This is a genomic window from Paracoccus sp. (in: a-proteobacteria), assembly GCF_047605025.1.
Classification (GTDB): Bacteria; Pseudomonadota; Alphaproteobacteria; order Rhodobacterales; family Rhodobacteraceae; genus Paracoccus.
The window spans coordinates 1-13,815 of sequence record NZ_JASGGO010000003.1; the positions used below are offsets into that span (position 1 = coordinate 1).

The 13,815-nt window shown below is 66.2% G+C and carries 12 protein-coding genes; 11 read left to right on the forward strand and 1 reads right to left on the reverse strand.

What is annotated here, in order from left to right:
* From QM682_RS02825 to QM682_RS02875, 11 genes are all read left to right on the forward strand, one after another.
* A partial coding sequence (locus tag QM682_RS02825; RefSeq protein ID WP_415126888.1) for a YbgC/FadM family acyl-CoA thioesterase occupies positions 1–339 on the forward strand: 339 nt, incomplete at its 5' end.
* Positions 340–432: 93 nt separating this feature from the next.
* Positions 433–1,134, forward strand: a complete 702-nt coding sequence (gene tolQ, locus QM682_RS02830) for a protein TolQ (RefSeq protein WP_415127211.1) — start codon at positions 433–435, stop codon at positions 1,132–1,134.
* Positions 1,135–1,599 carry an ExbD/TolR family protein gene (locus QM682_RS02835; protein WP_415126890.1) on the forward strand — a complete coding sequence of 155 codons (465 nt, stop codon included), beginning with the start codon at positions 1,135–1,137 and terminating at the stop codon, positions 1,597–1,599. It abuts the gene before it with no gap.
* Between the two features lie 3 nt (positions 1,600–1,602).
* Positions 1,603–3,192, forward strand: coding sequence for a protein TolA (locus tag QM682_RS02840; protein ID WP_415126892.1), 1,590 nt, complete (start codon positions 1,603–1,605; stop codon positions 3,190–3,192).
* Between the two features lie 57 nt (positions 3,193–3,249).
* On the forward strand, positions 3,250–4,587 hold the full coding sequence (tolB, locus tag QM682_RS02845; protein WP_415126894.1) for a Tol-Pal system beta propeller repeat protein TolB: 1,338 nt from the start codon (positions 3,250–3,252) through the stop codon (positions 4,585–4,587).
* A gap of 21 nt (positions 4,588–4,608) precedes the next feature.
* A complete protein-coding gene (gene pal / locus QM682_RS02850; protein ID WP_415126896.1) occupies positions 4,609–5,121 on the forward strand; it encodes a peptidoglycan-associated lipoprotein Pal in 513 nt (170 codons plus the stop codon).
* Complete coding sequence (locus QM682_RS02855) at positions 5,121–6,053, forward strand: tetratricopeptide repeat protein (RefSeq protein ID WP_415126898.1); 933 nt, start codon at positions 5,121–5,123, stop codon at positions 6,051–6,053. The genes pal and QM682_RS02855 overlap by 1 nt, the downstream gene beginning before the upstream one ends.
* Positions 6,043–7,290: a tRNA lysidine(34) synthetase TilS gene (tilS, locus tag QM682_RS02860; RefSeq protein ID WP_415126900.1), complete on the forward strand. Its 1,248-nt coding sequence runs from the start codon at positions 6,043–6,045 to the stop codon at positions 7,288–7,290. Before QM682_RS02855 ends, tilS begins: the two co-directional genes overlap by 11 nt.
* 60 nt (positions 7,291–7,350) lie before the next feature.
* Complete coding sequence (gene ftsH / locus QM682_RS02865; RefSeq protein WP_415126902.1) at positions 7,351–9,249, forward strand: ATP-dependent zinc metalloprotease FtsH; 1,899 nt, start codon at positions 7,351–7,353, stop codon at positions 9,247–9,249.
* Positions 9,250–10,163: 914 nt separating this feature from the next.
* Complete coding sequence (locus tag QM682_RS02870) at positions 10,164–11,111, forward strand: alpha/beta hydrolase family protein (RefSeq protein ID WP_415126904.1); 948 nt, start codon at positions 10,164–10,166, stop codon at positions 11,109–11,111.
* Positions 11,112–11,750: 639 nt separating this feature from the next.
* The gene (locus QM682_RS02875; protein WP_415126906.1) at positions 11,751–12,071 is read left to right on the forward strand and encodes a chorismate mutase; all 321 of its coding nucleotides are present in this window, start codon (positions 11,751–11,753) and stop codon (positions 12,069–12,071) included.
* A gap of 776 nt (positions 12,072–12,847) precedes the next feature.
* Here QM682_RS02875 and QM682_RS02880 read toward each other — a convergent pair.
* On the reverse strand, positions 12,848–13,771 hold the full coding sequence (locus QM682_RS02880) for an alpha/beta hydrolase (protein WP_415126908.1): 924 nt from the start codon (positions 13,769–13,771) through the stop codon (positions 12,848–12,850).
* Positions 13,772–13,815 lie beyond the last annotated feature (44 nt).

Sequence of the window (13,815 nt, forward strand, 5' to 3'; positions counted from 1 at the left end):
AATTATCTGAAGTTCACCGAGCGCGCCCGAAGCGAATGGCTCCGCGATCTGGGCATCAATCAGGTGGCGATGAAGGCGCGAGGTCTCGTCTTCGTCGTCCGCCGCGTCGAGGCGGATTACCTTGCTCCCGCCCGTTTCGACGATGTGCTGACGGTTCGCTCGGACCTGCGCGAGCGGGGAGCGGCCCGGATCGTCATGTGTCAGAAGGTGCTGCGCGGGGACCGGGTGCTGTTTTCCTCGGTGGTGACGCTTGTATGCGTCAACGCCGCCGGGCGCCCGGTGCGCCTGCCCACCGAGGTCGCGACACGGATGGGCGCGGCGATTCCCGCATGCGGCTGACGCAGAATTGACACGCGTATGGCTTTGTGGGACCCCGCGCATCTGCTATCCGCCTGCCAGAAGCCGCAGCTTGAGCGGCCCTAGCACAGGCCAATTGACATGGAACCACTCGCCGGAGCCGGGACGCCGGTCGATTTCTCGCTGATCGCGCTTTTCGCGCGTGCTTCGTTGACGGTGCAGGTCGTGATGCTGATCCTGATCCTGGCCTCGTTCTGGGCCTGGGCGATCATCATCCGAAAATTCATCACCCTGAACGCCGCCCGCCGCGAGGCCGAACGCTTCGACCGCGCCTTCTGGTCGGGCCAGCCGCTGGACGACCTTTACGACCGCGTGGGCGAGACCCCCTCGGGCGCGGCCGAGCGCATCTTTTCGGCCGGGATGACCGAATGGCGGCGCAGCCATCGCGATGACGGGGGGCTGATCGCGGGGGCCGTCTCGCGCATTGACCGGGCGATGAACGTGGCCATCGCGCGCGAAAGCGACCGCATGACGCGCGGGCTGAACTTCCTGGCCACGGTCGGCTCGACCGCGCCCTTCATCGGGCTGTTCGGCACCGTCTGGGGCATCAAGACCGCCTTCGAGGAGATCGCGATTTCGCAGAACACCTCGCTGGCGGTGGTGGCGCCGGGCATCGCCGAGGCGCTGATCGCCACGGGTCTGGGCCTTTTGGCCGCGATCCCGGCGGTCATCTTCTACAACAAGCTCAGTGCCGATTCCGAGCGCATCATCGGCAATTACGAAAGCTTTTCGGACGAATTCTCGACCATCCTCTCGCGCCAGTTGGACGACGCCTAGATGGGGGGCGGGGTCGTCAGAAAGGACCGTCGGGGACGGGGCCGCGCGCGCCGCCAGCCCATGGCCGAGATCAACGTCACGCCCTTCGTGGACGTGATGCTGGTGCTTTTGATCGTCTTCATGGTCGCGGCGCCGCTTCTGACCGTGGGCGTCCCGCTGGAACTGCCCAAGACCGCAGCGCAATCCGTTCCCGCCGAGCAGGAGGAGCCGCTGGCCGTCTCGGTCACGCCGGAGGGGCCGATCATGATCATGAACACCGAAGTCCCCGAGGATGAGCTGATCACGCGCCTGCAAGCCGTTGCCGCCGAGCGCCAAAGCGACAAGATCTATCTGCGGGCGGATGGCTCGATCCCCTATGCGCGGATCATGCAGGTCATGGGCGCGCTGAATGCGGCGGGTTTTAACAATATCGTGCTGGTCACGGATACCGGCGGGCCGCGCATGAACGCGGCGACGGCGGGCTAGGGCATGGAGCGCGCCGACCGTATCGGCTATTGGGTCTCGGGCGCTGCGCATGCGGGGGTGCTGGGTTTCGCGATTCTGGGCGGCGCGCTGTTCCGGCCCCAGCCGCTGGAGCCCGTGCGCATGGCCGAGGTGGCGACCATGACCGAGGCCGAATTCCAGGCCCTGGCGGCGGCGGCGCAAGGCGCGGCCCCGCTGGCGGAGCAGGCGGTGACGATCCCCGCGCAGCCGCGTCCGCCCGAGGCCGAGGTCGCCGATGGCGCCCCCGAGGCGCAAAGCCCTCCGGTTGCCGAAAGCAGTGCCGCGCCCCTGCCTAGCCCGGCCCGGCCCGAGGCGCGGCCGGATCTTTCCGATCTTCAGCACCGACCCGCGCCGGTCGATGTGGCGACGATCGCTCCGCGGCCAGGACCGCCGCCGCCCGCCGAGGCGCCGGCGGCGCTGCCCGCCGGGGCCTCGCGTCCCGATCCGGCACGCGCGGCGGCTCAGCCGCAATCCCCGGCGCCGCTTCAGGCCACGCGTCCGCGCGTCCGCCCCGAGAAGCTTGCCGAGGCGGTCCAGACCCGCCAGGCTGCCGCCGAGGCCACGCGCCAGCGCGAGGCCGTGCTGGCCCGGCAGGCCGAGGAGGCCGCCCAGGAACGTGCTGCCGAGAGGCAGGTCCAGGCCGACCGTCGCGCCGCCGAAGAGCGCCGCTTGGCCGAGGCGCAAGAAGCCGTGAAAGCCCAAACCGAACGCGCCCGTCGCCAAGCCGTCGAGAAAGAAGCTGCCGAGGCCGCTGAGAGGGCCGCGTCCGAGAGGGCCGCGTCCGATAGGCGCCGGGCGGCCGAGAGGGCTGCTGAAAAGGCTGCTTCTGAAAAGGCGGCTGCTGGAAAGGCGGCGGTCCAGAAAGCGGCTGCGGCGAAGGAGGCCGCCGAGAAGGCTGCGGCGCAGAAAGCCGCTTCTGAAAAGGCTGCTTCTGAAAAGGCTGCGGCGGAAAAGGCTGCGGCGCAGAAGGTCGCGGCGGAAAAGGTCGCCCAGAAGAAAGCAGCCGAGGCCAAGGCTGCTGCCGAGAAGAGGGTCGCCGCCGAAAAGGCCGCCGCCGAAAAGCTGGCGGCCGAGAAGGCCGTGGCCGAGAGGAAGGCCGCCGAGGCAGCCACGGCTGCGAAGGCGAAGGAAAAGGCCGATGCCGAGCGGCGCGCCGCCGAGGCCGCCGAGAAAAAAGCAGCGGCGGCCGAGAAGAAACAGGCCCAGGGCTCGGGCGGGCAGGGCGGGGGTGGCGCCGCCGCCAGCGGCCCGCCGCTGAGCCAGGGCGAAAAGGACGGCTTCCGTGTCGCCGTCGAAGCCTGCTGGAACATCGGATCGCTTTCCAGCGAGGCGGCGCGCACCAAGGTTTCGGTGCAATTCTCGATGACCCCGGATGGGCGGGTCGAGGCCGCCTCGTTGAGGATGGTGGGCAGCGGCGGCGGCTCGGACGCGGCGGCGAAGCAGGCTTACGAGGCTGCGCGGCGGGCGATCCTGCGCTGCCAGAAGGACGGCTATCCGCTGCCGGCCGAGAAATACAACCGATGGAAGTTAACCATCATCGACTTCAATCCTGGCGGAGGCGCACGGATCCAGTGATCATGGTATCCCACAAGCCTCGCCGATATGTTGTGACCAGAGTTTCAGAGGCGATTCATGCTGCGTAAAATCCTGACCACCTCGATCCTGGCCCCGGCCATGATCCTTGCCGGGCTGGGCCTGACGGCGCCGGTCCTGGCCCAGGACGGCCCCCTGCGGATCGAGATCACCGATGGCGTGGTCGAACCGATGCCCATCGCGATCCAGTTCTTCGACGAAGGCGGCGCGGGCCAGCACCTGCAACAGGTTCAGGATCTGGTGGCGGCCGATCTGACCGGCACGGGCCTGTTCCGGCTGATCCCGGCCAATGCCTATATCGCGCGGCCCTCGGGCTTTGCCGCGCCGGTTTCCTACGAGGATTGGAAAGCGATCAACGCGCAGGCGCTGGTCACGGGCGCGGTCAGCGTCCAGGGCGGCAAGGTCGTGGTCAAGTTCCGCCTGTTCGACGTGTTCGCGGGCCAGCCGCTGGGCGACGGGATGCAGTTCGACGCCTCGGCCGGGAACTGGCGGCGGGCGGCGCACAAGGCGGCCGATCAGGTTTATGCCCGGCTGACCGGCGAAGGCCCCTATTTCGACAGCCGCGTCGCCTTCGTCAAGGAAAGCGGACCCAAGGACAACCGCCTCAAGCGCATCGGGATCATGGATTACGACGGCGCGAACGTGAAGTTCCTGACCGACAGTTCGACGCTGGTATTGAAACCTCGCTTCTCGCCCGATGGCTCGCGGCTGCTTTACACGAGCTACGCCACGGGTTTCCCCCAGGCGATGGTGATGGACGTGAACACGCTGGCCGCCCGGCCCCTGTCGGGATCGCAGCAGGGCACGATGAGCTTTTCGCCACGCTTCTCTCCCGATGGGCGTTGGATCGTCTATTCGCTGGAAAAGAACGGCAATACCGACATCTACCAGATGGACGCGGCCTCGGGGGCGCAGCGGGCGTTGACCAATGCCCCCTCGATCGAGACCTCGCCCAGCTACAGCCCGGACGGCAGCCAGATCGTCTTCGAAAGCGACCGCTCGGGCACGCCGCAGATCTATGTCATGGGGGCCAATGGCGGCGAGCCGCGCCGGATCAGCTTCGGCGAAGGCCGATACGGCACGCCGGTCTGGTCTCCGCGCGGGGACATGATCGCCTTTACCCGGCAGGTGGGCGCCAAGTTTCATATCGGGGTGATGCGCACGGACGGTTCCGAGGAAAAGATGCTGACCGAATCGTTTCTTGACGAAGGCCCGAGTTGGGCGCCCAATGGCCGCGTCGTGATGTTCACGCGTGTGACGCCCGGCGGCGCCGGAGAGCCGCGCCTGCATTCGGTGGACATTACGGGGCGAAACATGCGACCCGTCAATCTGAAAGGCGCGGCGTCGGATCCCGATTGGGGTCCCTTGCTGCCGTAACCGCTGGGAATGGACAGGCTGATGAAGAATATCGTGAAACTTGCGGCCATCGGGGCGCTGATGACCATGGCCGCCTGCTCGCGCCCGGCCGCGCAGGGAGCGATGGTCAGCGACCCCTATGCCGGAGCAGGCGGCGCGGGTGCCGTCGGCGCCAGCACCCTGCCGGGCACGGCCGAATATTTCAAGGCGACGGTCGGTGACACGGTGCTGTTCCCGGTCGATCAGTCCACCCTGACCCCCGAGGCGCGCGCCACGCTTGCCAACCAGGCCGGCTGGCTGAGCCAGAATGCCGGCTTTTCGGCGGTGATCGAGGGGCATGCCGACGAACAGGGCACGCGGGAATACAACCTGGCCCTGGGCGCCCGGCGGGCGAATTCGGTGCAGGAATACCTGATCTCGCAAGGGATCGTGGCGGGGCGGCTGAAAACCGTAAGCTATGGCAAGGAGCGTCCGCTGGCGATCTGCTCGACCGAGGAGTGTTATTCCAAGAACCGCCGCGCCGTAACGGTGGTCAGCCCTGGGGCGGGCATGTGATGTTCGGTCCCGCGATCAGATCCGTCCTGCTGGCGGCGGGACTGGCGCTTGTCGCCGGGCCTGTCGTGGCGCAGGACAAGCAAAGCCTGGCCGATATCCGGGGCGAGCTGAACCAGCTTTCGGCCCAGCTTCAGGAGTTGCGCAGCCAGTTGGTGGCCTCGGGGCCGCAGGGCTTCGCCATGGCGGGCGGCGACAGCGCCATCGACCGCATGAACGCGATGGAGGCGCGGCTGGCGCAACTTACCGGCCAGACCGAGCAGTTGCAGAACCGCATCGACCGCATCGTCAAGGACGGCACCTCGCGCATCGGCGATATCGAGTTTCGGCTTTGCGAGATGGAAGAGGGCTGCGACCTGGGCAGCCTGACCACGCCGACCCTGGGCGAGCAGGGCGGCGGCTCGCTGCCCGCCTCGAACCAGCAGGGCGCGCTTTCCACCCCCAAATCCCCCGCCGCCGGGGCCGCGACCGCCGCGGAAAAGGCGGATTTCGACCGGGCTCGGGAGGTGCTCGGTCAAGGTGACTTTCGCCGTGCTGCGGACCTCTTCGCGGCCATCGCCGAAACCCATGCGGGTGGTCCGCTGACCGCCGAGGCGCTGTATCTGCGCGGGGCTGCGCTGGACTCGGCGGGCGATCTGGACGGGGCGGGCATCGCCTGGCTGGAAAGCTTCGCCGCCAATCCGAACGGCGCGCAGGCGCCCGACGCGCTTCTGGGCCTTTCGCGCGCGATGTCGGCCAAGGGCGGTCCGCAAGACGGCTGCTTCTACCTGCAAGAGATCCTGGCCCGCTTTCCCGATGTCCAGCAGGCGGTCGAGGCCGAGAAGCGCATGGTGGCGGCCCGATGCGAAAGCGTCATGGACGAGGGCGCGACCGATCCGGCGATGATCGAGGGCAACGACCCCGAGGCCGCCGGAGATCTGGCCGATGGCGGATAGTTCCGCACCGAACCCTTGCCTTGCCAGGATTTCGCCCGTTTTGGACCGGCTGGCGGCAGGCATGCCCCGGCTGGGCATCGCCCTTTCGGGCGGCGGCGATTCGATGGCGCTGATGCATCTGGCCCATGACTGGGGCGGCGCCCGGCTTTTCGCGGCCACCGTGGATCACGGGCTGCGGCCCGAATCCGCCGCCGAGGCGCAAGCCGCCGCAAGCTCCGCCGCTGCCCTGGGCATCCCGCACCGGACCCTGTGCTGGCGGCATGGGGAGGTGGCCGGGAATGTGATGGCGGCCGCGCGGCAGGCCCGGCTGGACCTGCTTTCGGCCTGGGGGTGGGAAATGGGCCTTTCGGCGGTGGTCCTGGGCCATACGCTGGACGACCAGGCCGAGACGGTGCTGATGCGGCTTGGCCGGGGCGCGGGGGTGGATGGCCTTTCGGGCATGGCCGAGCGGCGCGAGGCGGTCGGCATGGTCTGGCTGCGCCCGCTGCTGGGCGTCAGCCGCGCCGAACTGCGCGACTGGCTGCGCGGGCGGGGGATCGGCTGGACCGACGACCCCTCGAACCGGAACCCCGATTTCGACCGCATCCGTATCCGGCAGGGGCTGGGTGACCTGGGCCTTGGCGCGGCGCAACTGGCGCAATCGGCCCAGAACCTGGCCATGGCGCGCGAGGCATTGCAGCAGATGGCGGCGCAGGCGGCCGAAGGCGCCGAGGCCCGCCATGGCAGCCTGCTTCTGCCTCTGCCGCCCTGGCGCGCCGCCCCCGCCGAGATTCGTCGGCGGCTTCTTGTCGCGGGTCTGCGCTGGGTGACGGGCGCGGCCTATCCCCCCAGGCGCGCGCCGGTTCTGGCCGCGATCGAGCGGCTGATGGCGGGGGGACGGGTGACGCTGGATGGCGTCATCGCCGAGATCCGGGGCGACCGTCTTGCCCTTTTGCGCGAACCAGCCGCTGCCGCGCGCGGCGCGGCCGTCCCCGCGCGGGACGAAATCCTGTGGGATAACCGTTGGTTGCTGGCCGGCCTGCGACCTTCGGAACAGGTCCGTGCCCTGGGCCATGATGCCCTGCGGGATCTTCCCTGGCGCGAAAGCGGCCTGACGCGGGACGAGGCCGCAGCCCTGCCCGGCATCTGGTCGGGCGCCGGTCTGGTCGCCGCCCCGGTGCTGAAATCCCATCCCCAGGTCACGGTCCGCCCCCTGCGCGGGACCGATGAATTCCGCGTAATGCTCTATACGCATTGAACCTGACGGCGGAATCCCTATTTTCAGGCCAAAGCTTGTCTACCCGTGGAGGACCTGCCCTTGGGCAACGCGCGCAATATCGCCTTCTGGGTGGTGCTGTTCCTGATGATTCTGGCGCTGTTCAACCTGTTCAGCGACGGCTCGTCGCAAATGAACAGCCGCCAGATCAGCTATTCCGACTTTATCCAGCGTGTCGATAACGATCAGATCACCGCCGTCACCATCGACGGCGAGATGGTCGGCGTCACGGCAAAGGATGGAAAGCAATATTCCACCGTCCGCCCCATGGGCGAGGACATCGCCGGCAAGCTGGTCGACAAGGGCGTCGATGTCCGGGTCGAGCGCCAGCAGCAATCGGGCTTCATGTCGCTTCTGGGCGTCTGGCTGCCCTTCATCCTGCTGATCGGGGTCTGGATCTTCTTCATGAACCGGATGCAGGGCGGCGGCAAAGGCGGGGCGATGGGCTTTGGCAAAAGCCGCGCCAAGATGCTGACCGAAAAGCATGGCCGCGTGACCTTCGACGACGTGGCCGGCATCGACGAGGCCAAGGAAGAGCTTGAGGAGATCGTGGAATTCCTGCGCAACCCGCAGAAGTTCAGCCGCCTGGGCGGCAAGATCCCGAAAGGCGCGCTGCTGGTCGGCCCGCCCGGCACCGGCAAGACCCTGCTGGCCCGCGCCATCGCGGGCGAGGCGGGCGTGCCCTTCTTCACCATCTCCGGCTCGGATTTCGTGGAAATGTTCGTCGGCGTCGGCGCCAGCCGCGTGCGCGACATGTTCGAGCAGGCCAAGAAATCCGCCCCCTGCATCGTCTTCATCGACGAGATCGACGCGGTCGGCCGCGCGCGCGGTGTCGGCATCGGCGGCGGCAATGACGAACGCGAGCAGACCCTGAACCAGCTTCTGGTCGAGATGGACGGCTTCGACGCCAACGAAGGCGTGATCATCATCGCCGCCACCAACCGCAAGGACGTGCTGGATCCCGCGCTGCTGCGTCCCGGCCGCTTCGACCGCCAGATCTATGTCCCGAACCCCGACATCAAGGGCCGGGAAAAAATCCTCTCGGTCCATGCCCGCAAGGTGCCGGTCGGCCCCGACGTGGACCTGCGCATCATCGCGCGCGGCACCCCCGGATTCTCGGGCGCGGACCTGATGAACCTGGTGAACGAGGCCGCGCTGACCGCCGCCCGCCTGGGCCGCCGCTTCGTCTCGATGGAGGATTTCGAGAACGCCAAGGACAAGGTGATGCTGGGCGTCGAGCGCCGCAGCATGGTCCTGACCCCCGAGCAGAAGGAAAAGACCGCCTATCACGAGGCCGGCCACGCCATCGTCGGCCTGTCCTTGCCGAAATGCGATCCGGTCTACAAGGCGACGATCATCCCGCGCGGCGGCGCGCTTGGCATGGTCGTCAGCCTGCCCGAGATGGACCGGCTGAACTATCACAAGGACGAGGCCAAGCAGAAGCTTGCCATGACCATGGCCGGCAAGGCCGCCGAGATCATCAAATACGGCGAGGAAGGGGTCTCGAACGGCCCGGCCGGCGACATCCAGCAGGCCAGCCAACTGGCCCGCGCCATGGTGATGCGCTGGGGCATGTCCGATAAGGTCGGCAATATCGACTATGCCGAGGCGCATGAGGGCTATTCGGGCAATACCGGCGGCTTCTCGGTCTCGGCCGCGACCAAGGAACTGATCGAGCAAGAGGTCCATGGCCTGATCGAACAGGGTTACCAGGACGCCTATCGCATCCTGACCGAAAAGACCGAGGAGTTCGAGCGCCTGGCCAAGGGCCTGCTGGAATATGAGACCCTGACCGGAGAGGACATCGGCCGCGTGATCCGGGGCGAGCCCTTGGGCGGCGACGACAATACGCCCGGTTCCTCGATCCCGTCGGTCAGTGCGATCCCGCGCACGGGCGGTAGCGCCGTCCCCGCCGACGCCACGCCCCAGCCGCAAGGCTGAGGGCCGGCCTTGCTGTGTCGGTGAAGATCCCCGTTCGCGCGATCAGGTCAGGTCCCCTCATCGCCCGCCATGTTGCAAGGGCTTTCTTGGCGGCGGCTGGCCTTGTTCGCAGCATGGCGGGGTTTCGCTGGGACCTTTCCATCCGCGAGGTCCAGATATCGACCTGTGGACCTTGGGGGATGGTGCAACAGCCTTGGCAGAGCGATTCCGGCCATGTCCCGGCGGGGACGCCGTGATGCGTCGAAAGGCTGAAGCAGGCTGACTGCGGCGCAGGCCGGCGGTTCCGCTTTCCCACCGGCACCGCGCCAAGCCGCGCGGCACCAGTCCGATCGAGTGTCTCGACAAGAAAGCGAATGCCGAGCCGATGCGTCGGGCCTCTGGCATGTCCGGGAATCGATGACCGTCATGCCCTCGCTCTCCAACGGGCCGGTCATCATGTGCTTGATGGGCGTCGTCTTGTTCCAGTGAAACGACGAATGGCGGACCGCAAGCCGCTGATGACCGAAGCCTTCGCGCGGATCGACAAGGAGCAGAGCCCCCCATTCTTGGCATAACCACGAAAGCCGTCTGATCGTGGCCGCAGGCCATCCGGGGCATTACGACAGATTGACGGATGCGGTCGGCGTGAGCCCGTATCTGTATCCCATCGGATGACAGCCACTTGCCAAAATCCGCCGGATTTAGGGGTGGAAAGCCAGCATCAGCGATTGTCCGATGTGGGGATATAAAAGAAGGCTTCGGTTGAGCCGGGGTCTTCTCGGGCATTTCCGTCAGGAGCTTCCGATGTGTGGGCGGCAGCTTTGCGGGACGACGCTGTCATTGGTGTAAGGGCATGATACAGAGGCCCATTCCGCAGTCTGGACAAGGAACCATGATGTGAAACTCAGCCTGTCCCTGGTCTTGGTTCTAACAGCATGGCCTGTCTTGCCGAAACGGCGGCGGGTATCATGTATCGTTCCGGTGCCTTCGAAAAAGGGCGTCCCCTGAAGCTTTCGATCTGGTATCCATCGGATGAGCAGGCGTCGGCAATCGTTGGCGGCAATCCTGTTTTTGAAGGAGTTTCCGCTGCACCGAATGCGCGCCTTCCAGAAGGCCCCCTTCCTCTGGTGGTGGTTTCGCATGGCGGCTTGCGATCTGCCGCCGACTCTGGCGCCTGGCTCAGTTCATCCATCGCCCAGAAGGGCTTCATCGTCGTCGAGGTCAACGCGCCTCGCCCCGAGAGTGCGGCCGTTGCGCTGGACGAGATATGGCGGCGACCGCAGGATATCAGCCGCGCCATCGACTTGGTGCTGGCGGACGCGGAGCTGGGCAAACGAATCGAAGAAAGCAGGATTTCCGTTGCGGGATTCGCGCTTGGTGCGACCGCCGCCCTCTCTGTCGCGGGAGCGAGAATGGATGCCGAACGCTATGCGCAATTCTGCGCTGGGGATGGTGGAAGCGAAGGGCCGGATTGTGACTGGTATGCCGCGCAAGGCGTCGGATTGACGCAAAGCAATCGCCAAAGACTGACTGGGTTGGCGCGTGACCCCCGGATTACCTTCGCGATAGCCGTGGACCCGGAATATCCGGCCGCCCTGGGCGCTGCCAACGCTGATGTGGCCACGCTGCGGATTTCACTCGGTGGCCGGAATGACAGCTTTGGCACAGGTCCGTCCGCTCAAACCGTCGTCATGCGCAAGGCCATCGCGTTCGACGCCTTCGGCGCCTGCACCGAGGCGGGGCCGAGCATTCTGCTTGAGGAGGACGGAGACGCATCGATCTGCGGCGGGTCGGCGGAAGCACGAAAATCCATCCATCAGGAAATCTCTGATGAAATCACGTCTTTCCTTGCGAGGGGCGCAGGTGGTTATCGGCGTCAATGATCTTCGACTGTAGGAATTTGGGCGCGGTCAGGGGCCCCGATCCTCTGGCTGCGCTGGGTCTTCGCATGGATTGGCAGATACCGGCCAACAGGCACATCCGTGCGATGCCGCGTGTATCTTTGCGGTGGGCCTTGTTCGGCATGGCCGGGCATCGGCCATGGCGCCGTAAAGCCCTTGCGTCGGAGCATCTGCCCGCAAGGCCATAGCGCGGCGTTCGGTTTTACATAATCCTTGACCCGATACGGCAGAAGCGATGCCTGCCCCGATCAGATCCGAGAATGCGGCCTATGAAAAACAACCGCCGCGTTCCGGGGCGGACGTTTCGTCCCGGTTGCCCGGCCTGACCCTGTGGCGGGGGCTTTGTGCCGTGATCGGATCAGAATAGCACAAGCGCCACTGCGCCCAAGGCGAGGCCCAGGCCGAAACCGATGTTGATGACAAAGCTTGCTGCACGCATCTGTTTCTTCTTCTGGATGGGACGAGGCCGGCTCGCGTTCTTGGTTCAATTAGAAGGAAAACGGTCATTCGCGCCATGATGTTCCGAGATAGGCGGAAAATCGCCCAGACCGTGCTGCATTTCGGCAACATGCCGCGCATCCTTGTGCTTGTTTTTCCCGTGGCTTGGTCTAATCCAAGGAAATGATCACCGATCCCGACCGGCTTCTGCCGCCCGAATCCGCCATGCACGACCTTCGCGCCAGGATCGATGCGCTGGACGCGCGCCTGATCGCGCTTCTGGCCGAAAGGTCCCGGTTGATCGACGAGGCGGCGCGTATCAAGACCCGCGAAAAGCTGCCCGCCAGGATCGACAGCCGGGTCGAGGAAGTGGCCATGAATGCGCGCCGCCTTGCAGGAGAGCAGGGCCTGGACGCCGATCTGGCCGAAGAGCTTTGGCGGCGGATGATGGAGCATTTCATCGCCCAGGAAGATCGCGCGCTTTCGGGACCGGCAGCGAAATAGGGGGCGCTGCCCCCACGTCGCCATGCGACGTTCCCCCGGGATATTTAGGCAAGAAAGAAGCGGCCGACGCTTTCGGCGCATTGCCTTCATGGTCAAACGGCCCGAGGCCCTTGGGTGAGCGTGGCGATTTGTGGGGCATCCATGCCAGTTCCTTCGGCCCGTGGGCGGGGGCGAGCGTGCCGATGCGGCCTTTGCGGGGGCGGAAGGGCGGGGGTGCCCGATCCTGCTCTCCAGCCCTGCGCGGTGGCGGCAGGTCCAGGGCCGGATCTGGCGGAGCGACGCCGGCGGTCCAGAGCAGGCGTGGCGCCTTGGAATCCGGCTGTCCCTTCCCGGTATCGGTCCTGTCGCGGTGACCGCCACGATCATCGAGCCGCCTGAGCAGCGCCGGACGGACGGTTAAGGGGACCGCCGGTCTTGTGGAGCGCGCTCCGGCATCCGGCAGGCGGAAAGGTCGGGCAAAGGGCGGCGCACTATCGTGCTTCTTCTGCCTTGGCTCATCGCTGGGCGAAGCCCCATCGCGCATCCGCAAAGACCCGCGCCCCGCCCGGACAGTCGCGAGACGATGGAGATTTCGCGGGTCGATGACGGAATGATCGGGATCCCGCAGCCAGATGATTACGGCCCCCTGGCTGTGCAAAAACCTGCGGGTGGCGATGGGCATGAGCCAAGGGTGAGCTGGTCGCCAGTTTCACCCTGCGATTGATCGCTGCGAATATGGAAAGAAGCCGGTCATTCCAGGGCGCGGCCGGCTTTGATTTGCCTTTGATCCGCGGGTCTCAGAGGTTTTCGCGGAAGAACTCCTTGAGCCTCGCCACCGCCTGATCGACGCATTCGGGCTTGTCATAGAGATCGTAATGCGTGGCGTTCGGCACGACGAGGATGTTCTTCACCTTCGAGGCAGCCTTGTTGAACAGGTCGAACCCGTCGCGATGGGAACCGAATGCACCGACTTGCCCGCCGCCGACGATGACCTGCAAGGGCTGGGTCAGCAGCTTGTCGGCCAGATGGAAGGCGTCCCAGTTGAAAGCGGCCCCGGTGCTGGTCAGGTTCAGCCTGTTGGGCGATCCGGGCTGCTGGCCGCGCGGCGTGGTGTAGTAATCCACCGCCTCGATCACATCGACATCGGTGATGCCGTAGGTTTCGACCTGTGCCGGGGATTGCGGGATATAGGTGGTGAGCGCCACATCGGCACCGCGCGCTTCGGCGGTGCGCTGCGCGCCGATGGCCTCCAGCGCCTTGATCGCGGCATCCGGGGACAGGTCGCCCTCGCGGCACAGACGGCCGTAATTGGCGCCGACGATGGTGGCGACGACCTTGAAGCGGCGCTCGGTCATGGCGGCATTAGCGGCATAGCCCCCGCCGCCGCAGATACCCAGCACGCCGATCCGGTTTCCGTCGACGAAGGGCAGGGTCACCAGATAGTCGGCGGCGCAGCGGAAATCCTCGATCCGCAGGGCCGGGTCTTCCAGATATCGGCCCGGACCGCTGCTGGCGCCTTGCGTCGAGGCGTCGAAGGCCAGCGCGACATAGCCCAGTTCCGCCAGCCGTGCGGCGTAGATACCCGAGGTCTGCTCTTTGCAGGAGCTGATCGGATGCGCGACCACGATGGCCGGGTATGTCTTCGTCTGGTCGAAGCTCTCGGGCAGGTGCAGGTTGGCGGCAACGTCCCAGGTCTTGTTTCTGAAGGTCACGGATTTCATCTTCGGTCTCCTGTCCATTCGATTGACCTGAAGATAGCGCTTGA